The 22380-nt window shown below is 62.3% G+C and carries 21 protein-coding genes; 5 read left to right on the top strand and 16 right to left on the bottom strand.

Annotated elements, in window-relative coordinates:
* Positions 1-5 precede the first annotated feature (5 nt).
* From KHO30_RS06345 to KHO30_RS06310, 8 genes are all read right to left on the bottom strand, one after another.
* Entirely contained in the window at positions 6-1205 is a 1200-nt protein-coding gene (locus KHO30_RS06345; RefSeq protein WP_200622096.1) for an amidohydrolase family protein, read from the bottom strand.
* 73 nt (positions 1206-1278) lie between these two features.
* Positions 1279-1992, bottom strand: coding sequence for an ABC transporter ATP-binding protein (locus KHO30_RS06340; protein ID WP_054043304.1), 714 nt, complete (start codon positions 1990-1992; stop codon positions 1279-1281).
* Entirely contained in the window at positions 1989-2798 is an 810-nt protein-coding gene (locus KHO30_RS06335; protein ID WP_093647609.1) for an ABC transporter ATP-binding protein, read from the bottom strand. Before KHO30_RS06335 ends, KHO30_RS06340 begins: the two co-directional genes overlap by 4 nt.
* Positions 2795-4735, bottom strand: coding sequence for an ABC transporter permease (locus tag KHO30_RS06330; RefSeq protein ID WP_211700353.1), 1941 nt, complete (start codon positions 4733-4735; stop codon positions 2795-2797). The genes KHO30_RS06335 and KHO30_RS06330 overlap by 4 nt, the downstream gene beginning before the upstream one ends.
* An 18-nt stretch (positions 4736-4753) precedes the next feature.
* Positions 4754-5338, bottom strand: coding sequence for an amino acid synthesis family protein (locus KHO30_RS06325; protein ID WP_093647605.1), 585 nt, complete (start codon positions 5336-5338; stop codon positions 4754-4756).
* A gap of 80 nt (positions 5339-5418) precedes the next feature.
* Positions 5419-6009, bottom strand: a complete 591-nt coding sequence (locus tag KHO30_RS06320; protein WP_093647603.1) for an amino acid synthesis family protein — start codon at positions 6007-6009, stop codon at positions 5419-5421.
* Entirely contained in the window at positions 5985-6926 is a 942-nt protein-coding gene (locus KHO30_RS06315; RefSeq protein ID WP_093647601.1) for a UPF0280 family protein, read from the bottom strand. Before KHO30_RS06315 ends, KHO30_RS06320 begins: the two co-directional genes overlap by 25 nt.
* 49 nt (positions 6927-6975) lie before the next feature.
* The gene (locus KHO30_RS06310; RefSeq protein ID WP_200622090.1) at positions 6976-8583 is read right to left on the bottom strand and encodes a 6-hydroxynicotinate reductase; all 1608 of its coding nucleotides are present in this window, start codon (positions 8581-8583) and stop codon (positions 6976-6978) included.
* A 402-nt stretch (positions 8584-8985) separates the two neighbouring features.
* On the opposite strand from KHO30_RS06310, the gene KHO30_RS06305 reads away from it, so the two are divergent.
* The gene (locus tag KHO30_RS06305; protein WP_200652948.1) at positions 8986-9687 is read left to right on the top strand and encodes a TetR family transcriptional regulator; all 702 of its coding nucleotides are present in this window, start codon (positions 8986-8988) and stop codon (positions 9685-9687) included.
* A 119-nt stretch (positions 9688-9806) separates the two neighbouring features.
* Here KHO30_RS06305 and pcaC read toward each other — a convergent pair whose 3' ends face one another.
* The 6 genes from pcaC to KHO30_RS06275 form a co-directional block, all read right to left on the bottom strand.
* Positions 9807-10202: a 4-carboxymuconolactone decarboxylase gene (gene pcaC / locus KHO30_RS06300; protein WP_054043292.1), complete on the bottom strand. Its 396-nt coding sequence runs from the start codon at positions 10200-10202 to the stop codon at positions 9807-9809.
* Complete coding sequence (pcaD, locus tag KHO30_RS06295) at positions 10199-10990, bottom strand: 3-oxoadipate enol-lactonase (RefSeq protein ID WP_211700352.1); 792 nt, start codon at positions 10988-10990, stop codon at positions 10199-10201. The genes pcaC and pcaD overlap by 4 nt, the downstream gene beginning before the upstream one ends.
* Positions 10991-10995: 5 nt before the next feature.
* Positions 10996-12375, bottom strand: coding sequence for a 3-carboxy-cis,cis-muconate cycloisomerase (locus KHO30_RS06290; RefSeq protein WP_211700351.1), 1380 nt, complete (start codon positions 12373-12375; stop codon positions 10996-10998).
* Positions 12376-12551: 176 nt separating this feature from the next.
* Positions 12552-12752 (bottom strand): hypothetical protein, encoded by a 201-nt coding sequence (locus KHO30_RS06285; RefSeq protein WP_211700350.1) that lies wholly within the window; start codon positions 12750-12752, stop codon positions 12552-12554.
* Positions 12753-12785: 33 nt separating this feature from the next.
* Positions 12786-13445, bottom strand: coding sequence for a 3-oxoacid CoA-transferase subunit B (locus tag KHO30_RS06280; protein WP_093647594.1), 660 nt, complete (start codon positions 13443-13445; stop codon positions 12786-12788).
* Positions 13446-13455: 10 nt separating this feature from the next.
* Positions 13456-14160: a 3-oxoacid CoA-transferase subunit A gene (locus KHO30_RS06275; RefSeq protein WP_054043283.1), complete on the bottom strand. Its 705-nt coding sequence runs from the start codon at positions 14158-14160 to the stop codon at positions 13456-13458.
* A 1154-nt stretch (positions 14161-15314) separates the two neighbouring features.
* On the opposite strand from KHO30_RS06275, the gene KHO30_RS06270 reads away from it, so the two are divergent.
* Together KHO30_RS06270 and folE are read left to right on the top strand one after the other, a co-directional pair.
* Positions 15315-16244 carry a LysR family transcriptional regulator gene (locus KHO30_RS06270; RefSeq protein WP_200652946.1) on the top strand — a complete coding sequence of 310 codons (930 nt, stop codon included), beginning with the start codon at positions 15315-15317 and terminating at the stop codon, positions 16242-16244.
* A 124-nt stretch (positions 16245-16368) separates the two neighbouring features.
* The gene (gene folE / locus KHO30_RS06265; protein ID WP_054040621.1) at positions 16369-17007 is read left to right on the top strand and encodes a GTP cyclohydrolase I FolE; all 639 of its coding nucleotides are present in this window, start codon (positions 16369-16371) and stop codon (positions 17005-17007) included.
* 48 nt (positions 17008-17055) lie between these two features.
* On the opposite strand, the gene KHO30_RS06260 is transcribed toward folE, so the two are convergent.
* Positions 17056-17961, bottom strand: coding sequence for a DMT family transporter (locus tag KHO30_RS06260; RefSeq protein WP_211700349.1), 906 nt, complete (start codon positions 17959-17961; stop codon positions 17056-17058).
* A 344-nt stretch (positions 17962-18305) separates the two neighbouring features.
* Between KHO30_RS06260 and KHO30_RS06255 the strand changes: the two genes are divergently transcribed.
* Positions 18306-19340, top strand: coding sequence for a VTT domain-containing protein (locus KHO30_RS06255; RefSeq protein WP_200621762.1), 1035 nt, complete (start codon positions 18306-18308; stop codon positions 19338-19340).
* A gap of 73 nt (positions 19341-19413) precedes the next feature.
* Here the strand turns inward: KHO30_RS06255 and KHO30_RS06250 are convergent, their stop codons facing one another.
* Positions 19414-20283: a CHAD domain-containing protein gene (locus KHO30_RS06250; protein ID WP_200621761.1), complete on the bottom strand. Its 870-nt coding sequence runs from the start codon at positions 20281-20283 to the stop codon at positions 19414-19416.
* 415 nt (positions 20284-20698) lie between these two features.
* On the opposite strand from KHO30_RS06250, the gene KHO30_RS06245 reads away from it, so the two are divergent.
* Positions 20699-22285 carry an inorganic phosphate transporter gene (locus KHO30_RS06245; RefSeq protein ID WP_211700348.1) on the top strand — a complete coding sequence of 529 codons (1587 nt, stop codon included), beginning with the start codon at positions 20699-20701 and terminating at the stop codon, positions 22283-22285.
* Positions 22286-22380 lie beyond the last annotated feature (95 nt).

The raw sequence follows: 22380 nt of genomic DNA, 5'->3' as shown, positions 1-22380 counted from the left end.
CGTGTTCAAAGCACCACCGGCACTTCGGTCGCCGGTGGCGTATTGCGGCTGCGCCGGCAGCGGATCAAGCCGTCGATCATCACCATGCCGACACCGGGAATATCGCCGAGCTGCACACTCTCAAGCAGCGTATCGGCGGCCGTGTGCTGCGCACGGTCCATGAAAACGAGGTCGGCGGGACGGCCCACTTCGATCAGTCCTTGCCGCAGATTGCGTTGCCGCGCGGTATTGCCTGTGGCGAAGCAGAAGGCAATTTCCGCGGGGACATCGGCGAGACTGGAGATCAACGCAATCATCCGCAAAATGCCGAGCGGCTGCACGCCGGAACCCGCCGGACTATCGGTGCCGAGAATGATCCGATGTGGACACTTCAACTCGATCGCATGACGTGCGGTGAGCAGCGCAATGCGTTCGTTGCCGTTGTGAACGATCTCCAGCGCGCGGCTCGATTGCTCGCACAGATCGCATACGTGCCGATAGGAAAGCGACGTGTGGCCACCATTGATGTGACCGATCACGTCCGCATCGGCGGCGAGCACCACGTCCCGATCGATCAGGCCCGAGCCGGGAATCGACGGGCCGCCCGTGTGAATCGTGCTTTGAATGCCGTACTTGCGGGCCCAGGCGACCATCTGCGCCGCTTCCTCGCCGCCTTTGACGCTGCCGAGTCCCACTTCGCCGAGCAGCTTCACGCCCGCTTCCGAGAGCTCCTTGAAGTCCTCCTCGACCATGCCCTTCTCGATCACCGGCGCACCCGCCATGACTTTCACACCACCGCCCACACCTGCGCCACGCATTCCTTCGAACGAGCGTTGAGCGGTAATGGCAAGCGCCTTGACGCCGACCACGTCTTTCGGACGGCCGGGCAAATGCACTTCGCCGGCGGAAATCATCGTCGTCACGCCGCCGTTCAGATTCGATTCGATCCAGCCCATCTGATTCTGGCGCGGCGTCCAGTCGCCGAACACCGGATGCACGTGCGAATCGATCAGGCCTGGCGCGACCGTGGTGCCTTTACAGTCGACCGTGGTCCGCGCACCTTCGAGGTCGCAATCTTTCTCGCGGCCAATCGCGACGATCACGCCGTCGTCGATCACCAGCGTGTCCGCGTCGAGAATCGGCTGGTCGATGTCGCCGGATAACAGCAAACCGATGTTCGTTACCGCGACCTTGCCCGACAAGCCTGTCAACGTCTCTGCTGCCATCTGCTTCTCCTTTCGCACCGACTGCCCGGCGTCGCATGCGTGCACACCCTGCACGCATGCGGCGCCAATGGAATCACACGCTCAGATAAGCGCGCCTGACCGTTTCGTTCTTTGCGAGTTCGCCGATCGTGCCGCTGAAGCGGATCTGCCCTTTTTCAAGGACGTACGCGCGGTCGCTGACCAGCTCGGCGAAATGCAGATTCTGCTCCGACAATAGAATCGACAGCCCTTCGCGCTTGAGTTCGAGAATCATGTTGGCCATCTGCTCGACGATCACGGGCGCGACGCCCTCGGACGGTTCGTCGAGCAGCACCAGATACGGATTGCCCATCAGCGTGCGCGAGACGGTAAGCATCTGCTGCTCGCCGCCGCTCATCTGGCCGCCGGGGCGTTTTGGCATTTCACCGAGATTGGGGAACAGGCGGAACAACTTTTCCGGCGTCCACTCAGGCGCGCCTTCGCGTGGCGGCTGACGGCCTGTATCGAGGTTCTCCATCACGGTCAGATCGGAGAACACGCGGCGATCTTCAGGGACGAAACCCATGCCCATGCGTGCGATCCGATACGGCGGCAACGCCGCGATGTTTTGCCCGCGAAAACGGACCTCTCCCTGACGGCGCGGCAGCAAACCCATCACCGCTTTCATCGTCGTCGATTTGCCCGCGCCGTTGCGGCCCATCAGCGCGACCACTTCGCCGCGGCCGACTTCGAGGCCGACGTCGAACAGAATGTGCGCGCGGCCATAGAACGCATTGAGGCCGGCGACTTTCAGCATCGGCTCGCTCATTGCAGCGCTCCTTGTCCTTGATGGCCGCCTGCCGCTTCATGCAGCGGCGCGCGTGGCTGGAAGGTCTTGCCGGTGCCGAAATAAACTTCCTGCACGCGTGCGTCGCTGCGGATCGTTTCGGCGTCGCCCTCGGCGATCAACTTGCCGCGCGCGAGCACAATCATGCGATCGGCGTACGCGAATACAACGTCCATGCTGTGCTCGGTAAACAGCACGCCGATTTGGTGTTCGGTGACGAGCCGCTTGGTGAGCGCCATCAGTTCGTTGCGCTCCTTTGGCGCCATACCGGCAGTGGGCTCGTCCATCAGTAGTAGCTTCGGCCGGTTTGCCAATGCGATAGCGAGTTCAACGCGTTTGACGTCGCCGTATGCAAGCACGCCGCAGGCGCGGTTCGCATCGGCGCCCATGCCGACCTGTTCGAGCAGGGTCATGGCTTCATCGGCATAGCGCGAGCCTGCGGGTTTCCAGAGACCAAAAGTCTTCCGTTCACGCGAGACCAGCGCCATCTGCACATTCTCGAGCACGGTCATCGAATTGAAGGTCGCGGCAATCTGAAACGTGCGGCCGACGCCCAGCCGCCAGATATCGCGCGGCCGCATGCCGACCAGTTCATGATCGTCGAGACGAATCGAACCGGACGACGGCTGTAGTTGCCCGTTGACCATGTTGAAGCAGGTCGACTTGCCCGCGCCGTTCGGACCCAGCAGCGCCAATAGTTGGCCGGCTTCGAGATCGAAGGAAACATCGTCGACCGCTTTCAGGCCGCCGAATGATTTGGAGAGGCCGGAGACGCGCAGCAAGCTCATAGCCCCTCCTTGATCGCCGTACCTTGCGATGGCGATGGAGTACGCTCTTCCGCCTTATCCACCGTATCGTCGCCGAAACGCTCGCGAATGAAACCGACGATACCCTGCGGAAACGCAATCACAAGCAGCAGGATCGCGAAGCCCAGCAACGCCTGCCAATAATCGGTTTGCCGCGCGACGGTGTCCTGCAGCCACGTGAACACGGCTGCGCCGACGATCGGTCCAGTCAACGTCTGCAAGCCGCCAAGCAGCACCATCACGAGGCCATCTACTGAGCGGCTGACGCTGATCACCTCCGGCGAAATCGTCCCCTTGGAGAAGGCATAAAGCGATCCGGCGAGGCCACAAAACAATGACGCGACGACGAAAGCCGCCCACTGCACGCGTTTCACGTCGATGCCGATCGCCTCGGCCCGCAACACAGAATCACGCGACGCCCGCATCGCGTAGCCAAGCGGCGAGAACAGCATCTTGCGCAACAGCCACACGCCGATCACAGCGCAGACGAGCGTCAGATAGTAAAAAGCGACCGGCGACGCCAACCAGTTCGACGGCCACAAGCCGAGAATGCCGTTACTGCCGCCCGTCACGTCGTCCCACTGGAACACGACCGACCAGACGATCTGCGCGAACGCGAGCGTCAGCATCGCGAGGTAGACGCCTGAGAGACGTACGCAGAACCAGCCGAACACGAGCGCGCCTGCCACGGCAAGCAAGGGGCCGAGCAGCAACGCCGCTTCCATCGGTAGATTCAAAACTTTGAGAAACAGCGCGGCGCCGTATGCGCCCAAACCGAAGTACGCCGCGTGGCCGAAAGAATGCATGCCGCCAGGGCCCATGATGAAATGAAGACTCGTCGCGAACAATACGGCGATCAGGATCTCAACCAGCAGCACAGGCATGTAGGGAAACGCATTAGCAGCAAGCGGCGCGAGCACCAGCGCCAACAACGCGATTGCCGCCAGCCACTTCAGGCGCTTGCCTGCGGGCCGCAACGGCGCTTCAGGCGCGGCCATGCCTCGCACTGCAGCGCTCGCCTTCCCTAGCAAACCCCAAGGCCGCACCACAAGCACCACCGCCATCACGACAAATTCCGCAACGAGCGTAAAGCGGCTCAAGGACAGATCGATACCGAATACGGAAACATGGCCGATGCCGATACACAGCGCCTTGATCTCGGCGATCAGCAACGCCGCGACGAACGCACCCGGAATCGACCCCATGCCGCCGACCACCACGACGACAAACGCATTGCCGATAGTCTCCAGATCCAACGACAGATTCGCCGACATCCGGGGCCCTTGCAACGCGCCGCCCAGGCCGGCGAGAAACGCGCCGACGAAAAACACGCCGGTGAACAGCCACGCCTGATTGATGCCGAGTGCGCCGAGCATCTCACGATCCTGCGTCGCGGCGCGCACCAGCGTGCCCCAACGGGTACGCGTCAACGCATACCAGAGCAGCAGCAACACCACCGGCCCGATCACGATCAGCGCGATATCGTAGGTCGGCAGCGGATGGCCGAGAAAATTAACTGCGCCAGCCAGATGCGGCGCACGCGGCCCGAACAGGTCCTCCGGGCCCCATAGCCACAGCGCGGCATCGCGGAAGATCAGCACCAGCGCGAATGTCGCCAGTAAATGGAACAACTCGGGGGCCTGGTAGATGCGCCGTAGTACGATCATTTCGACCAGCGCACCAAGCACCGCAACCACCAGCGCGGCAGCCAGTACCGACAACCAGAACCCGCCCGCCGTATGGCCGAAACGGCTCGCGATGCTATACGCGACATAGATGCCGAACATATAGAACGAGCCGTGCGCGAAGTTGACGATGCGCGTCACGCCGAAGATCAGCGACAAACCGGCGGCGACGAGAAACAGTGTCGACGCGTCGGCGAGTCCGTTGACCAGCTGTACCAGCAAATTCGAAAGCATCGCGACCCTTAAAGTAACTCAGCGCAAACCGTCTTCGCCTTTGATCTCACTCGCCTGCAAGCCGCCGATACGCGGTAACGGCCGGCCCGAAGCCGTCACCGCGACCGCCACGACAATTTCGTTGGCGCGCGGCGCGTCCGATACGCGCGCTTCGATTGCATCGAAATGGCTCCGCACGAAGGCCGCGTCCTTGTGTCCCAGCGGGACATCGATCGCGGTGCCAAGCGTACCCATTTTTTTCGCCGACGGCACCAGCGCCGCGCCCTTCTCGACTGCTACCCGCAGCGGAGCACCGAGCTTGGGGTGCAGGATCGCCGCCGCATGTTCGAGTTCACCCGCTTCGCCGACGATCGCCGCCTTGCCGTAACTTTGCGCGTCGCCCGGTTTGATACCCAGGGCTTCGACGCACTTGTTGCCGAGCAACGCGCCCAGTTCCTCACCGGCTTCGATCAGCGCGTCGAGCTTGGCCTCATAGCGGCCCGCGTAAGGATTATCGATCACCGCAATCGCGACTGCGCGGCGTGTCGGCGGCTCGATGGCCTGCCCCATTTCAATGCGTGTTTCATCGACCTGCACGACCAGCTTGCGAAGCTTGATTGCCATTTCGATCTCCGGGTTTCGATGCATGTTCTGCTTAGTGTTCCGCTTACTCGCCTCAACGCATTGCGTGGATCACGCGCCGCTCAGCGCAAGCCGTCCTTGCCCACAATCGCCTCTTTCGCCAGGCCGCCGACGCGCGCATGCACGCGCTGGCCCGTGCTCATCACGAGGATATATACCAGTTCATCCGCGGCGGGCGCGCCGGGCACCCGCACTTCGATCGCATCGAAATGGCTGCGCACGTAGCTCGCGTTGACATGCGTTAGCGGCACATCGAGCGCGGTGGAAGGCGCGCCGACTTTCTTCGTCGACGGCACGATCGCGTTGGTCGGCACGCCGTTTTTCTCCAGCAGTTCGCGCATCGCATAGCCGCCGGGGACGTGCCACAGCGCGCCATGCTCGAGTTCACCTCGCGAGCCGATGATTGCACCCTTGCCGTAGCTTTCGATCGCCGCGTGCGGCACGGCCATCGCCGCCAGCAGCCGTTGCGCCATGTCGAAGCCGATCGGCTTGAGCGCTTCCATGGCGTGTTCGATTCTGGCTTCGTAGCGGCCGGCGAACGGATTCGTCATCACCGCGGCAATCGCGCCGCGCCTGAGCGGCTGCGCAGGCGCGGGACCGAACTCATGGAAAATGTCTTCGACGTGCGTCAGCACGCGGCGTATTTCGAACACGGAGCCTCCGTTGTTATCCGGGCGCGCTGCGTAAATAACGCGCCATTCTCATAGGTACCACCGGTCACGCGCGCCCGACCTTGCAGGAACAGCGCGGCGCCTTCGATCAAACCTTGTTCGTGCAAACGCTGCGCGGCGTCGACACCGCGTGCCAGCGCGAAATCGATCAGCGTTTGCGGCAAGGACGGCACGTCGACGGTCACGAGCAGGTCACCGAGATCGCTATCGTCCTTCAACGAGGAAGCCGGCCTGCGCACGATGCCCGCATGCTCCAGATCGACGGCGTTGGCGATCATCGTGGCGGCGGCATCAGCGGCGGCGGCATTGCGGGCGAGCACGGTCACGCTGTCGGCGATCCCCAAGCTGAAGCTGCGGCCGCGCCAGCCGCTTGTCGCGACGCCGCGAATCGGCATGGCGGCGTTGAGCATCAAGTTTGCGTCCAAAGCCAGATCGCCTGGCGCCTTCTCACCGGAGAACGCCGCCAGATCGGCGAACACACCCACGCGGTACTGCTGCCCTTCAGTCAAATAGAGTGCGATGTCACCGCCGTTGTTGATGAAGGCGCGCGAGATGCCTTCGCGTGCAAACGCCGTGATCAATTCGTCCGCGACGCTGCCTGCAACAGCCGCCATCGGCGTGATATACCGCACGCGGTGCGGATAACACGCGCTCCACATGCGCCGGGCCACAGCGCCCTTCAACGTGCAATCGCTATGCGCCGCGTCGCTCGGCACAGGCTGCCGAAGCAGCTTCAACTCGCCGACCAACTCGGGCAATACGTCCACAAAACGCGTCCAGCACGCCTCGTAAGCAGCCTGCACGGCCGAAGGCTCGCCGTCCGCGCTGAGGATCAGATCGATCGGGCCGTGCTGCCAATGCCAGCGGGCCGCGTCGAGCCGGGTTCGGGTTGGGTTCATCGTGCGCGTCGCGTTCGTCGTGTCGATTGTGCCGGTGGTGGCGCCGCCGTTAGCCTGGCATTGGCGGCATGGCCGGCGGCCACGGATTGTCGGGATAACGCGCGATAGTCCTGCGCGCGAGCGGTGCCCCTTCTGTATGTTCCGGTCCATTCGCCAGCACGCTTTCCAGTGAACGCACCGCGTCGAGATGGCCGCCGAGATCGCGATACGCGTCATATGTCATGGTGAATTCGATCGGCGCGACGATCGCGGGTGTGGGCACCGTGCCGAACGATCGATCGGGCATGCGCGAGACATCCACCATCACGGTAATGCCACCACCTGGCCACACATAGGTTGGCGCGCCACCACATGTTACGTTCACCAGCCTCTGTTTGATTGCGCGGGTGAGCAGGACCGGGTTCTCCGTGGCCCCCGCTCGCAGGCTGCCGCCCGCGCCGCCGAGAAACAGTACCGTAGCAAGCGACGGCTCGCAGTTCTCGCCGATTCGTTCGACCGTGCTGCGCACGGCGTCCGGCATGGCTGCGATGCGCGGCACGAGGTTCTGATCGAGTTCATACCACTGCGCGTGTTCGCCGGTGGTCGACACCATCAGCAAGCGCATGCCCGGTTTCGCCACCGCAGGATCGAAGCTTTCGACAATCGCCAGCGGGTCCTGAATGTCGGTGCCGCCCCAGCCGGTGCCGGGATTCGCCACCTGGAAATAACGGCCGGGCGTCGACTTGCGTCCGCGAATCTTCAGACCTGAGGGCGTCATGCCAAGGCAGCGGCCCGCCTGGTGTTCTGTAAGCACGCCGGTGATGTGATCGTCGACCACCACCACTTCGTCTGCGTGACCGAACCATTGTTTCGCAAAGATGCCGATGGTGGCCGACCCACAACCCACCCGCATACGCTGTTCTTCGACGCCATCGACAATCGGTGCCGCCCCCGCACGAATCACCAGACTCGCACCGCCATCGATGGTCAACTCCACCGCTTCCTTGTTGCCGAGCGCGCGCATCATGTCGCACGTCACGCGGCCTTCCTTCTTGCTGCCGCCCGTCAGATGGTGAACACCGCCGAGACTCAGCATCTGCGAGCCGTACTCAGCCGTAGTCACATGACCGACGATTTCGCCATGGCACCGCACGTTCGATTGCTCCGGCCCGAGAAAGCGGTCGGTATCGATCTTCACCTTGAAGCTGCAATAGCTGAAAATGCCCTCGGTGACGACGGTGATCATGTCAACGTCGTCCAACTTCGAGGAAACGATGAAAGGCGCGGGCTTGTAGTCGGGATACGTGGACGATGCGCCAACGCCGGTAACGAACAGCGCCTGTTCCGCGACGGGATCGTGCACCTCGGACGATGCACCAAATTCGACCGTGGTATCCGCATTGCTTGCGATCGCTTCAGGCGAACCCGCGGCGCGTGAAAGAAACACTACAGGGTCGACGCGAATCAACCGCCCGTCCGCATTCGCATAACGATCGCACGCGCCGGTGCGGCCTTCCGAAATCTGGCACAACACCGGGCACGCATTGCATTCGATCTTGTTCGACGCCATCCGCTCGCTGCGCGGCGCCGCTTTCTCGAGCACGGTCGGACCCGGCGTCGAGGCGGTTTCGCCGTCGACGCGCTCCGCACCGAAATCGACCTTCGTATGTTCTGTCATGGTGGGGTTCCATACGACGACATTACAATCGGTCCTGCCCGGCTGACAAATAGTCCCTGTTTAAAGGCACTTTTGCGTGACCCGCTTTTTTCATGTTGCGGCCACTCACCGTTCGTGTAGCATCCACTACACCAAACTTGCTTGAAATCTACTCGATCAAAATAGACTGCGCAACGAGTTTCCCGGTGGTTTCCCCGCAGTTTCCCGGTACCCGTCTGAATGCTGCGGCGCGGCATCCCCGCAGGAATTACGAATCAATCTACGCCGAAGCACATGACTTTGCAGGGCATTTCGTTGCGCATGATATGGGCTGTATGATGAAGGCGCGCCATGCCTGAGCGCACCAAGCGGCTGCGGCGCATGCCGTTCAACCTGACGCTAACAAAGAGATCCGAGACCGCCATGAGTCCCACTGCTGCCCGCAAGCCGGGCGCTATCGGCATCCGAGCGAAGCAGGCGCAAGACACGCGCGCCAAGATTCTCAAAGCGGCAATCAAGGTCTTTGCAAAGCAAGGCTATGCAAGCGGCCGGGTCGAAAGTATTTCGAAGGCCGCGCGTTCGCACGACCGGATGATCTATTACTACTTCGGCAGCAAGGAACAGTTGTTTGTCGAAGTCCTGGAGACCATCTACACGCAGTTCAACGAGGCCGAAAGCAAGCTCGATCTCGATCTGGACGATCCCGTGCACGGTCTCGAGCAGATGGTCGAATTCGTCTGGCAGTATTACCTCGATCACCCCGAGTTCGTCACCCTGCTGTCGAGCGAGAATCTGCATCAGGGCAAGCACGCGAAAAAATCGTCAAAGCTGAAGGAGATTTCGGGCTATGCGATTTCGGTCGTGCAGAAGTTGCTGGACGCGGGCAAGGTACAAAACGTCTTTCGCGCCGACGTCAAAGCGCGTGACGTGTATCTGATAATCGCGTCGCTCGGTTATTTCTATAACGCCAATCAGTACACGCTCGGGGCGTTTCTCGGTGAACCGCTGATGGACAAGGCCGCACTCGCGCATTGGCGCGAGGTCATCAAGGACACGGTGTTGCGCGCCGTGCGCTTGCAGTCGCCGGTGGACACGGTCGTGATGGATGTAAGCAGCACGGCCTGAAGCGCGTTTCGTCTGACGTACGCTTCAGGCTCCGCGTCGCGTTTTGAGCTGCTTCGTTTCGGCGTAGGCGGGATTCGCTGGACGGCGTGGTTACACGCCGCACCCGTAGCCGAACGTCGTTACGGCTTTGCCGCTGCGGCGTCGTCTTCGCGGAACAGTTTATCGGCCAGGTGGAAGGCCGAATTGGCCGCCGGCACGCCGCAATAGATTGCGGTTTGCAGCAGCACTTCCTTGATCTGCTCGCGCGTCACGCCGTTGTTCTTCGCGGCGCGCAAGTGCAATGCGAGTTCTTCGCTGCGATTGAGCGCAACCATCATCGCGATGGTCAGCAGGCTGCGCGTGTGACGCGGCAAGCCTTCACGCGTCCAGATTTCGCCCCACGCATAGCGGGTAATAAAGTTCTGGAACTCCTCCGTCAACTCGGTGCGGTTCGCAAGCGACCGGTCGACGTGCGCGCTGCCCAGCACCGCGCGGCGCACTCCGAGTCCGGCTTCGTAACGGTCTTCGTCGTTCATTTTTGCTCCGTCAGGAAGTCGAGCACAGTTTTCGTGAAGGCCTCGACCTGCTCGATGTTGGAAATATGCGAGGCATCCAGTTCGACGTAACGCGCGCCCGGAATCGCTTGCGCCAGTTCGCGGCCTTGTGCCGGCGTTGCGGCCAGATCGTGGGTACCGCTGATCACCAGCGCGGGCACCTTGATGCCAGGAGCTTCGGGCCGCAGATCGGCGGCGTCGATCGCGTCGCAATTCGATGCGTAGCCTTCCTTGTCGGTATGCACGAACACGTCGCGAATCATTGCCAGAACCACTGGCTCACGTTCGATGTAGTCGGCGGTGAACCAGCGCGGCAACACCGCGTCGACCAGCGCGAGCATGCCTTCCGTACGGGCTTTCGCGGCGCGCGGCACCCACACTTCCGGCGAGCCGATGCGTGCTGCCGTATTGCATAGCACGACGCGTTCGAGCCGATTCGCGTGACGCGCGGCCAACGCGACGCCGGTGAGGCCGCCCATCGACAGGCCGCAGAAATTCGCGCGCGCGATCTTCAGCGTATCCATCAGGCCGAGCACGTCACCGGTCAGTTGTTCGATCGTGTACGGACCCTTCGGCGCTTCCGAGTGACCGTGACCGCGCGTATCGTAGCGCAGCACGCGGAAGTGTTTGGACAGCGCCGCGACTTGCGGCGTCCACATCGACAGATCGCTGCCGAGCGAATTCGACAACACGATCCACGGTGCATTGCCGTGACGGTCCCCGTCGATTCGATAGTGCAGCTCGGTACCGTTGACTGCGGCGTAGGGCATGCCGGTTACTCCTTGGAAGTAGCGCGCCTCGCGCGCGCGTGATGAAGGGCCAGCGCAGCGTCCACATAAGCGTGCGCCTGGCCGACGTATTGAGCGGGATCGAGCAGTTGCGTGAGGCGCTCGAGCGAAAGGTGTTCGGTCACGGCGGGGTCTGCCGAGAGCACGTCGAAGAGCGTCTTGCGCTCGGCAATGGCGGCTTTCGATGCGCGCTCGACCAGATGATGCGCATCGAGCCGGCCGATGCTGTCGCCAAGTGCAAGCATCACCGCTTCGCCGAGAATCAATCCGTGCGTGACGTTGAGATTGGCGGCAAGGCGCGGGACATTCACATTGAGACCCGCGGCGATCTGTTCGATGTTGGCGAGCGCGCCGCCTGCAAGGCGCGCGAGATCCGGCAACGCGTCCCACTCGGCTTGCCAGCCGCCAAGCGCGCGCTCGTGCTCCTGCACCATGCCGGCGAACACCGTGGCCACCAGCCCCGGCGCACGTGTTGCTGCCGTCAGCACCGCGGCGCAGCCGACCGGGTTGCGCTTGTGCGGCATTGTCGACGAACCGCCCTTGCCTGCCGCGGCGGGCTCGGCCAGCTCATCGATTTCGGTTTGCATCTGCAGCGAGATATCGCGCGCGATCTTGCCGAGTGTGCCAATCAACATGCCGAACAGCGCCGCTGTTTCAGCGATGCGATCGCGCTGTGTGTGCCACGGCAAGGTGGGCACAGTGAGCTTGAGTTCTTGCGCCAATGATTGCGTCACTTGCGGCGCCGCGTCACGCAGACTCGCCAGCGTGCCCGCTGCGCCGCCGAATTGCAGCACCAGCACACGCGCGCGCAACGCATCGAGCCGCTCACGATGACGCAGCAACGCGTCGAGCCATTGCGCGAACTTCAGGCCGAGCGTGATGGGCAACGCCTGCTGCAACCAGGTGCGGCCGATCATCGGCGTCGCGCGATGGGTCGCTGCGAGTTTCGCTACGGCATCGCATGTCGCTTGCAAGCCGCTGTCGAGCAGGTCGAAGGTGTCGCGCAATTGCAGCACCGTTGCCGTATCGATGATGTCCTGGCTTGTCGCGCCCCAATGGACGTACTTCGATGCTTCGGCGTCCGCCGCTTTGACACGTGCGGTGAGTTGTTTGACGAGGGGAATCGCAAGGTTGCCGCCGAGCGCCGCGTCGCGCGCGAGTGCATCGGCGTCGAGTTGATCGGCCTGGCAGGCGCCCTCGATCGCGGCCACCGCGCTGCGCGGAATCACGTTATGAGCAGCCGAAGCGCGCGCGAGCGCTGCTTCGACATCGAGCATCCGTTGCAGCGTGGCACGCGGCGCCCAGATGTCGTTCATCGGCTGTGTGCCGCAAAGAAGGCCGGTCAGACGGGCGCTGGAGTCGAGCATGATGGCGTCGATGAGGGTGTCGGAAGTGAAGGTTTCGCCACGGCGATCCGGGCGTGCTGCGAGGCGCGCCCCTGGCGCTTTCTATCGAGAGCGTACCGCACACGGCGATGCGGTGCATTCTGCTTCGAATGCCGCTGCGCAGGCTCGCTCTTGCAACGTGGCCTCGTGACATCGGGTCACGCGCATGAAGTTTGCCTCATGAGCGCTGCGGACAGTGGCGGCTGCACGGTTTGCGCGGCCCGCGTATTGGCGGCTGCACACTGCACGCTGCCCGGCGTGCGCATCGGCGACAGCACGTTGCGCACGCGCACATTGGTGGCAGCACGATGCGCGGCATACGCATTGCCATCGCCCGGCCAGCGGTTTGACTTCGCCACGGGCCTTCGTACGGACAGCCGCCGCGCCCGTGCTTAGGCCGCGCGAGCCGCCTGGGTGCCGTCGATCAGCGGGACGCCGGTCAGTTTGTGCAACGCATCGAAGTCGATGTCCGAGAAGATTTCGCGCACGACGAGGCCCTTGTCGGTGACGTCGATCATCGCCAGGTCCGTATAGATGCGGTCGACGCAGTTCACGCCCGTGACCGGGTACGTGCATTCCGCTGCGATCTTGCTTTCGCCCTGTTTGGTCAGGTGTTCCATCATGACGTAGACCTGCTTCGCGCCGATTGCGAGGTCCATGGCGCCGCCGACCGCCGGAATCGCGTCGGGCGCGCCGGTGTGCCAGTTCGCCAGGTCGCCCTTCGCCGACACCTGGAACGCGCCGAGCACGCAGAAATCCAGATGGCCGCCGCGCATCATCGCGAACGAATCCGAGTGATGGAAGTAGGCACCGCCCGTCAGCAGCGTGACGTGCTGCTTGCCGGCGTTGATCAGTTCGTCGTCTTCCTCGCCTTTCGCGGGGGCCGGGCCCATGCCGAGCAGGCCGTTTTCGCTGTGCAGGAAGATTTCCTTGTCGGCGCCAAGGTGGTTGGCCACCAGCGTCGGCACGCCGATGCCGAGGTTCACGTAAGCGCCTTCAGGGATATCCTGGGCAACGCGTTTGGCCATTTCATCGCGGGTCAGTTTTTTCATGTCGGTCTCCTCAGGCGGCGTTCGCAGATGCAAGTTCGGCTTGATGCGCAGCTTGCGGCACTTCGATCACGCGTTGCACGAAGATGCCGGGCGTGATGATGTTTTCCGGATCGAGTTCGCCGAGCGGCACCACTTTCGACACTTGCACGATGGCCGTTTTCGCCGCGCTTGCCATGATCGGACCGAAGTTGCGCGCAGTCTTGCGATAGACCAGATTGCCCCAGCGGTCGCCCTTGAATGCTTTGATCAGCGCGAAGTCCGCATGCAGCGGCGACTCCAGCACGTAATGCTTGCCGTCGATCAGACGAGTTTCCTTGCCTTCAGCGAGTTTGGTGCCATAACCAGTGGGCGTGAAGAACCCGCCGATGCCCGCGCCTGCTGCGCGAATACGTTCCGCGAGGTTGCCTTGCGGCACCAGTTCGAGTTCGATTTCGCCGGCGCGATAGAGCGCGTCGAACACATATGAATCGCTTTGGCGCGGGAACGAGCAGATGATTTTGCGCACGCGTTTGGCGTTGAGCAGCGCCGCGAGGCCGATATCGCCGTTACCGGCGTTGTTGTTGACGATGGTGAGTTCGCGCGCGCCCTGTTCGATGAGCGCGTCAATCAGCTCGGACGGCATGCCGGCCGTGCCGAAGCCGCCGATCATGACGGTCGCGCCGTCGTGGACATCGGCGACGGCCGACTGAAGTGACTCGAAAATCTTGTTGATCATGTCGAATTTCCTTTTGGGGCGCTGCGTATCGCCAGGCTCTTTGCCTTTGCAGGCAGGGGCTTGTGCGGGACGGTCTCCGGGCCGGGGCTTGCTCTTGCGTTTGTTCACTTCCGATTTGTTCGATATATGAACATGGATTCGATTAGCGAACGTTCAGGGCGATTATGGTTGTGGTTTGGGTTGGTTGTCAAGGCGGGGGATTCCCCCTAAGGATAGGATTCGGCCTGCCCCGCGGGGTCGCTTTTGCTTGTTTTGGGGCTTTTTCTTCGTGTTGTTTGCCTGCTCGGCGTTTTGTCAGTGTTCTTGGGGCTTTGGCCTTTCCTTGTTTTGTTAGTGGTCTATTAGTGTTGCCCCTGTGCGGGGCGGCACTTACTTTCTTTGCCGCCGCAAAGAAAGATAAGCAAAGAAAGCGGCTAGAAGCCCCTGCTAAGCGGGTCCCGCAGCCCACACAGGGTAGTGGTGCATCTGGAATCTGGGTCCGTTCCCGTGCATAAGCTTGTGACAAGGGCGTCATACTTCCGGCGGCGCTGCGCGCGCCGAAGAGCCGTTCATAAAACCACCCGCTACGTTTTAACGCCCACGCCTCGCCAACGGGCCGTGGCTCGTCCTTGCACCGCCGCCGCCGCAGCCGTGACCGTGATTGCGGGGCACCGACAATTCGTTTGAAGTGGGGGTTCCCGGGTGAGCGCAGAGGCGCCTCGCCGAGGCGAAGCCGACGGCTCCCACAGACCTTCATCGAAGCCCGTGGTTTCCCATGCATACCCGTCCGCGACGCACGCAGTGCGGAGTGGGAGCTGATGAATCCTTTGTCACTACGGCTGAATGCGGGAGGGCACGGATTCCAGATGCACCACTACCCCTAGCAGACCACGGGCCCCACTTAGCATTAGCGGTCTGAGCTGCTTTCTCTTGCCTACTTCTCTTTGCAGCAGCAAAGAGAAGTAGGTGCCGCCCCGCACAGGGGCAACACTAATAGACCACTAACAATTCAAGGAAAGGCACCAAAGCCAGAACAAGGAAAGGCCAACGCCCTAAGAACACGGCCAAAAAAGCGCCGATCAGGCAAAAACCCACTATCCCAAACCAAGATTATTAAACTACCCTCTATCCAGATTCCAAATACCTCCCAAAAGCGCCGCAGGCAAAAAACCTCCATGTCCGACACAAACCTGGACCTAAACCTAATCCCCTACCTGGTAGCAATGGAAGACACCCGCAACGTCAGCCGCGCGGCGGAGCAATTGGGCGTCAGCCAACCCCGAGTGAGCACCGCGTTAGGCCGCCTGCGGGAATACTTCGACGATCCGCTCTTCGTGCGGACCTCAAAGGGCATGGAACCCACACCCCGCGCGCTCGCCATCCTCCCCGCCGCCCGCGATGCGCTCCTGCGCATCGAAAAAGGCATGCTCGACGTGCAGGACTTCGATCCGGCCACCAGCACCCATACCTTCTCCCTCGCACTCTCCGACGTCGGCGAAATCGTCTTCCTGCCGCGGCTGCTGCAACTCTTCGCCGAACGCGCGCCGCATGCGAATCTGCGCTCGGTGTCGCTCTCGCCCTCGCACGTGGAACGTGGACTCGAATCGGGCGACGTCGATCTCGCCGTGGGCTATTTCCCCGATCTGTCGGGCAATAACTTCTTCCAGCAACGGCTCTTCACCCATCGGTTCATCTGCCTGATGCGCACGGGGCATCCCCTTGCGAAGGCGCCCCTCACACTGGCTCAGTACGTGGCGTCGGGCCACGCCGTCGTGCGCGCCGAAGGACGCAGTCAGGAAGTCCTCGAACATTACCTGGAAAAGAAGCGCATCAAGCGCCGCGCCGTCCTCGAAACACCGCACTTCATGAGTCTGCCGTTCATCCTCGCGCGCACCGATCTGCTCGCCACAGTGCCGCACGCCATCGGCTTCGCGTACGTGTCGCAGCACGCGTCGATCACGCTGGTCGAGCCGCCGCTGCCGTTGCCGCGCTTCGATCTGCGGCAGCACTGGCATCGCAAGTTTCATAACGACCCGCGGGCGAGCTGGCTGCGCGGTATCGTCGCCGAACTCTTCAACGACGACATGGACGAGTGGCCAAAGTAAGCACACGCCCTGACCGCGAGAGGGGGCATCGACACGATGCGACCTAAAACATGGAACAATGGCCGCACTCATTGAACCCGCGCGCTCCGTTGAGCGTCGACGCGCAATCCCAGAGGAGCGACGGATGGCCAGCAGCAAAGCGAAGAAAACCAAACCCGCGGCCGCAGTAGACCGCCCCAGCCGTGAAGAAGCTGAAGCAGCAGTACGCGTGCTGCTGCGTTGGGCCGGCGACAATCCCGAGCGCGAAGGCCTGATCGATACGCCATCTCGCGTCGTGCGCTCTTATGAGGAGTTCTACGCGGGTTATCAGATCGATCCGCGTGAGATCCTCGCGCGCACCTTTTCCGAAGTGGACGGCTACGACGAAATGATCGTGCTGAAAGATATCCGCTTCGAAAGCTATTGCGAACACCACATGGTGCCGATCATTGGGCGCGCACACGTTGCCTATCTGCCCGAGCATCGGGTGGTCGGTATTTCGAAGCTGGCGCGCCTCGTCGATGCATTCGCCAAGCGCCTGCAGATCCAGGAAAAGATGACGGTGCAGATCGCCGATACGTTGAACGAAGTGCTGCAACCGGCAGGCGTCGGCGTGATTCTCGAAGCCGCCCATCAGTGCATGTCCACCCGCGGCGTGCACAAGGCCGGCGTCACAATGGTCACCTCGCGCATGCTGGGTACGTTCCGTACCGATCCGTCGACGCGTCGCGAGTTTTTGTCGATCGTGGGCAATCCGGGCGTGGTGGCGGTCGCCAATACCTGACAGCACTTCGGTCGCACCGCGAATCAGGCTGCGGCATTAGCTGCCGCCTCACGCCGTGCTGTGCGCGGTACGCATCTGGCCGAAGGTGGCCAGCAACACCGCGCCAAGCACGCATGCAACGCCCGCAAGCTGCGCCGCACTCACAGGCTCCCGCAACACGACAGCAGCCAACGCCACCGCGCTCACCGGCACGAGCGCGGTCATGAGCCCAGCTTCCGCGCCGCTGATGCGCGCCGCCCCCGCATACCAGAGCACAAAGCCAGCCACGGTCGGCACGAGCGCGTAGTACAGCACACCGTTCAGGGCGCTCGCATTGAACGGCATACCCCAAGGCCTTTCGAAACACGCCGGCACGAGCGCCACCGCGAAGCCGATGCCGCACATCAACGCCGATAGCGGCAGCGGCGCGACCGGCGTGTGCAACTTGCGATTGAGCAGGATAAAGAGCGCCTCGCACACGATCGCCGCGAACACCAGCGCGTTACCTGCCAGCGAACTGGCGGCATGCGGCGTGGTGAAATCGTCGATACGCACGGTGCACACCAGCACGCCCAGGGTGGCGAGGCCAATCGCACCGATCAACGCGGGCGCGGGGCGCTCACCCAGCGCGAGCATGGCGACCACGGCCGACACAGCCGGCAGGGTGCCGGCAATCACGCCGGCATCGGCGGCCGAGGCGAGCTTCATGCCACTGATGAGCAACACCGTATAACCGACGCTGCCCGCCCCCGCCTGGGCGATCACGAGCAACGTATCGTGTCGATCGAGACGTGGCCAGCGTACGCCACGCCAGCGCATCACCAGCACAAATAGGGGAAACGCGATGGCAAAGCGCAGTGCGGTCGCGCTGAACGGCGGCAGTCCGCTTGCGATCGATTTGCTGACGACCACCGTGCTGCCGACGCCGATCATCGCCAGCGCGCAAAACAGGTATCCGACGTACCGTGAGCTCATGCTACTGTCCTGTTCCGTTGAACGAGCAGACACGTTAGCGGCGACGGACACGTGCAGTCTTGAACGAAATTGCAGAGAAGGCACCCGCCAAAGAGACAAGGAGCGCCATCAGATCGAACAGGAATCTGTCTGCACGAAACACCTGCGCGAATCCGGCTTACGCTCAGGCAGGACAGCCCGGCGCTGCCCGCAGGCTCATCGAGTATCCTGATCGAAATAGAATCCCACCCTGGACACGAACCGAACGCGCGCATAGATAAACGCTCTCAGGAACGCACTTTGCAACCCGGCAAAACACGCTCCCGCCGCAGCGCGGCCCAACCGTCACAACAGGAGTTCCGCAATTGGTAGAGTTTCCGTCGTCGGCGGTGTCAACCTGGGGCGGCGTGTTCGTTTTTGTGAACGTCCTGTTGACTCGGCTCGGCCTGCCGATCCCCGCGGTCCCCGTGCTGCTCTTCGCGGGCTCGGCGATTGCCGCCGGCACGCTGTCTTTCTGGCCGATCCTGTTTGCCGCCGTGCTTGGCGCGCTCATCGGCGACGGTGCGTGGTTCACCGCAGGCCGCATCTACGGCCGCAAACTGATCGCCGCCCTGGGCCGGATCTCCCCGGCGATCGATTCCAGGGTCGACAAGGCCCGCTCGCTATTCGAGCGCTTCGGCGTAGCGCTCGTGTCGATCTCGAAGTTCGTCCCCGGCCTCGGACTCATCACGCCGCCGCTCATGGGCACGACCGCGGTGGACAGCCGCATCTACGCTTTATGGGACCTCGTCGGCGCCCTGGTGTGGGCCACCTTCTGGCTACTCGGCGGCGCCGCGGCGGAAAGACAATTGCATATGCTGCTCGCGTTCGTCAAAGCACGTGGCGGCACGGTACTCGACATCCTGCTGGCCGCAGCGTTGGCCTATCTGGTGTACCGCCTGCAGCAGCGACGCCGCGAACGACGCCGTCTCGCGGACGCGGCCTCCGCGGCTGCTTCGCAAGCGACACTCGCTGGATGGCGGCGCATCACACCACCCAAGGTCCTGGATGCCCGCCCACCCGCCTCAGCTGGTGAAGCGCCGCGCGCCATCCCGGGTGTGCTGGCGCTCGACCCGCACTCGCCTGAACAGATCGACGGCGCGCTGCTCGTCTACGACATGGTGATTTATTGCATTTGCCCGGACAGCGCGACCGCCATGGAGATCACGCAACGGATGCGCCTGAACGGCTACACGCGGATCCGTGCACTGAGGGGCGGCCTCGACGCCTGGCAAAGGCGCGGGTTTCCCGTCGAACCTCTTCCGCAAACGGATGAGACCACCCGCAAAAGCAAGCCGGAGCCCTACGGTGAAGTTCGCGGCGCGGTAACGCTGCGCGGGTTTGCCCCACGACGCGGCTAAAGCACCTGGGCAAGTCCTGAGTGATCGCCCCGCCTGAGAAAACGGCTTGCGTGCGAGCGCCCTTCAAGCCGCATCACAGTTTGCGCAACAGTCCTGCCGCCGCGCGCATCCTGCGTTTGCGCTCCTTCTTCAGCCAGTCAAGCGCTGCATCGGTGTCGCCGGACCCAGCAAGCAAGTCCGTATTGTCGCGTAGCAACATTTCGCTTGCGACGATATCGTTCAGCGTGCCGAAACGCTTCTGGATCTGCTTTAACCGCTTCAGGGTGCGTTTGTGGCTGCCGCTCAGAACCGGCTCGAAAAACTCGAGCAGATAGCGCACTTTCTTGCCCGCCTTTCTGACGTCGTGAAATGCGGTGTAGTTGGAGCGCTTCGCTCGAGACGCACGTTTTATACGTTTCTTAAGCGAACGTTCAGAAGCGGTCACGCGCTTGTCGGCAAATTTTTGCAGCGGCACGCGCTCACGGGCGGTGTTCAATTCCTTATTGGCGCTGGTCAAGGCGTCTTGCAGCAAATGTTTGACGTCCGCGTTTGAAAGCGTTTCGCGGCTCGTCTCCAACGCGCCGCCGCGCGCTGCCTGGAGCGTGGGCGTCATCTCATGCGCAACGCGCTCCTCCTGCGCGATCAGTTCGATCAGAATGTCCCAATCCCGCGTCTTGCCGGCGGCAGTTGCCAAATACTTATACAGCGCCCGCTGACGCGTATTTTCGCCTTTGTCCAGCAAGGGTTCAAACGCCCACCACAACGAGCGCAAGCGCCGCAGCGACACACGCAGTTTGTGCAGCGCTTCCGGCGATGCGTCTTCGCGCACCGCATTGGCGAGTTCGATCGCGTCATCGACAAGGGGCGCCGCGTACGACGCAAAGGCTGCCTCCGCTGAGGGTTCCACGCCGGCCGGCTTGCTGTCCGCAGCCTGTTTGTCGATTTTCCGGCTCGCCCGCTTCATCGAATGTCCTTCAGATGGCCCTTTGATGTCAGCCTAGCAAAAAAAGGTCCTGGTGGATATCCGCCGACGCGTCGCCTAAACTGCACCAGGATGGCCGCAAGACAAATGCGCGTTGCATGGACCGCAATCCGTCGCATTTGTAGCGAACACTTAGGTCGCGCGAGTTCATTTGCGACCCCGGCGGCAGTTGAACCGGCAAATCCGTTCCGTTGCCGAGGCGCGCTTCGCGCGTAGTTCTTTTCGGACTGCTTATCGTTCCACCGCGCCGCGCAGACGGCAGCCTTTCCCGTAGCGCCAATCTGTATATACCTTTCCGCGAACGCCCGTCCCGCATAACGGTCACGCCATTGTCATCATTACGACACACAGGCACCGCAGGATCGGCAGTTCCGCGACAAACTTTAGGGCTCAAGCCATGCCGGAACTTTCGTACCCGCAACCGGGCGCCGCAACTGGAAAAGGGCGTCATCTCAGCCTCATCGTTTTCCTCGTCGTGATTGCGATCGGCGCTGCTTATTGCGCCGTGCATCTGGCAACCGATCTAGAACCGGTTCGCGAAGCCTCGTTCCTGCCCTATCTCCTGCTCGGCTTCGCGCTGCTGATCGCACTCGGCTTCGAATTCGTCAACGGCTTTCATGACACGGCCAACGCGGTCGCCACCGTGATTTATACGCATTCGCTCGCGCCGAACATTGCGGTGGTCTGGTCCGGCGGATGGAATTTCCTCGGTGTACTGACTTCATCGGGCGCAGTGGCATTCGGCATCCTGCAGCTGCTGCCTGTCGAACTGATTCTGCAAGTGGGCAGCAGCGCGGGCTTTGCGATGGTCTTCGCGCTGCTGATCGCGGCGATAATCTGGAATCTGGGCACGTGGTATTTCGGACTACCGTCGTCGAGCTCGCATACGCTGATCGGCTCGATCATCGGCGTTGGCTTGATGAATCAGCTGATGCACGGCGCCAACGGCACGAGTGGCGTGGACTGGAATCAGGCGCTCGGCGTCGGCAAGTCGCTGCTGTTTTCACCGCTGGTCGGCTTTCTCGCGGCCGGCTTGCTGCTGCTGATCCTGAAGGCGGTGGTGCGGGTTCCGGCGTTGTATGCCGAGCCTAAAGGCAAGGAACCGCCCCCGTTCTGGATTCGCAGCTTGCTGATTCTGACCTGCACAGGCGTTTCGTTCGCGCACGGTTCGAACGACGGGCAAAAAGGCATGGGCCTCATCATGCTGATCCTGATCGGCACGGTGCCGACGGCGTACGCACTGAACAAGGCCGTCACACCGGCAGAAACGCAGACATATCTCGCGGTCGCGCACCAGGCCTCGGCCACGCTCGCCAAATACACTCAAGGCGTGGCGCCGTCCGCCGATCCGCGTGGCGATGTCGAAGCCTATGTGCGCACGCGTCAGTTGACGCCCGCCACGGTGCCGGCCTTGCAGCAACTGACCGACCTGATCGGCCAGCAGGTCGGCGAGTCGGGATCGATAGCAACCGTGCCGCAAAACATCGTCGATAACGTGCGCAACAACATGTATGTCGCGTCCGAAGCCATTCGTCTGATGGAGAAAAGCAAGCAGCCGGCTTTCTCGCCGGCAGACGCCAAGGCGATCGACAACTTCAAGACGCAGACCGATCACGCCACCAAGTTCATTCCGACGTGGGTGAAGGTCGCGGTGGCTATCGCACTGGGTCTCGGCACGATGGTCGGCTGGAAGCGGATCGTTGTCACCGTTGGCGAGAAGATCGGCAAGCAGCATCTGACCTATGGACAGGGTGCTTCGGCTGAGTTGGTCGCGATGCTGACGATTGGCGCGGCCGACATGTACGGCTTGCCGGTCTCGACGACACACGTGCTGTCGTCAGGCGTGGCCGGCACCATGGCGGCCAACGGTTCCGGCTTGCAATGGGGCACCGTGCGCAGCCTGATCCTCGCGTGGGTGCTGACGCTGCCGGTCTCGATCGCGCTGGCGGGCGCCTTGTACTGGCTGTTCCGGATGGTGTTCTGAAACTGCTGAAATCGCTGGTGCCGGGCGCAAGTCCGGCGCCAGCGAAGTTAAAAAAAGCGCGGCATGTGCCGCGCTTTTTTCATTCAATCGAGCCG

The organism is Paraburkholderia aspalathi (assembly GCF_905220735.1).
In the GTDB taxonomy this organism is placed as follows: domain Bacteria; phylum Pseudomonadota; class Gammaproteobacteria; order Burkholderiales; family Burkholderiaceae; genus Paraburkholderia; species Paraburkholderia aspalathi.
This window is presented reverse-complemented; position numbering and strand designations above follow the sequence as displayed.

Bases quoted from the DNA above. Each gene is read 5' to 3' on its own strand.
- KHO30_RS06345 (WP_200622096.1), bottom strand. From the start codon at position 1,205: ATGGCAGCAGAGACGTTGACAGGCTTGTCGGGCAAGGTCGCGGTAACG.
- pcaC (WP_054043292.1), bottom strand. From the start codon at position 10,202: ATGAACGACGAAGACCGTTACGAAGCCGGACTCGGAGTGCGCCGCGCG.
- KHO30_RS06340 (WP_054043304.1), bottom strand. From the start codon at position 1,992: ATGAGCGAGCCGATGCTGAAAGTCGCCGGCCTCAATGCGTTCTATGGC.
- KHO30_RS06245 (WP_211700348.1), top strand. From the start codon at position 20,699: ATGCCGGAACTTTCGTACCCGCAACCGGGCGCCGCAACTGGAAAAGGG.
- KHO30_RS06305 (WP_200652948.1), top strand. From the start codon at position 8,986: ATGAGTCCCACTGCTGCCCGCAAGCCGGGCGCTATCGGCATCCGAGCG.
- KHO30_RS06335 (WP_093647609.1), bottom strand. From the start codon at position 2,798: ATGAGCTTGCTGCGCGTCTCCGGCCTCTCCAAATCATTCGGCGGCCTG.
- KHO30_RS06270 (WP_200652946.1), top strand. From the start codon at position 15,315: ATGTCCGACACAAACCTGGACCTAAACCTAATCCCCTACCTGGTAGCA.
- KHO30_RS06280 (WP_093647594.1), bottom strand. From the start codon at position 13,445: ATGAAAAAACTGACCCGCGATGAAATGGCCAAACGCGTTGCCCAGGAT.
- pcaD (WP_211700352.1), bottom strand. From the start codon at position 10,990: ATGCCCTACGCCGCAGTCAACGGTACCGAGCTGCACTATCGAATCGAC.
- KHO30_RS06260 (WP_211700349.1), bottom strand. From the start codon at position 17,961: ATGAGCTCACGGTACGTCGGATACCTGTTTTGCGCGCTGGCGATGATC.
- KHO30_RS06275 (WP_054043283.1), bottom strand. From the start codon at position 14,160: ATGATCAACAAGATTTTCGAGTCACTTCAGTCGGCCGTCGCCGATGTC.
- folE (WP_054040621.1), top strand. From the start codon at position 16,369: ATGGCCAGCAGCAAAGCGAAGAAAACCAAACCCGCGGCCGCAGTAGAC.
- KHO30_RS06290 (WP_211700351.1), bottom strand. From the start codon at position 12,375: ATGCTCGACTCCAGCGCCCGTCTGACCGGCCTTCTTTGCGGCACACAG.
- KHO30_RS06330 (WP_211700353.1), bottom strand. From the start codon at position 4,735: ATGCTTTCGAATTTGCTGGTACAGCTGGTCAACGGACTCGCCGACGCG.
- KHO30_RS06315 (WP_093647601.1), bottom strand. From the start codon at position 6,926: ATGAACCCAACCCGAACCCGGCTCGACGCGGCCCGCTGGCATTGGCAG.
- KHO30_RS06250 (WP_200621761.1), bottom strand. From the start codon at position 20,283: ATGAAGCGGGCGAGCCGGAAAATCGACAAACAGGCTGCGGACAGCAAG.
- KHO30_RS06310 (WP_200622090.1), bottom strand. From the start codon at position 8,583: ATGACAGAACATACGAAGGTCGATTTCGGTGCGGAGCGCGTCGACGGC.
- KHO30_RS06325 (WP_093647605.1), bottom strand. From the start codon at position 5,338: ATGGCAATCAAGCTTCGCAAGCTGGTCGTGCAGGTCGATGAAACACGC.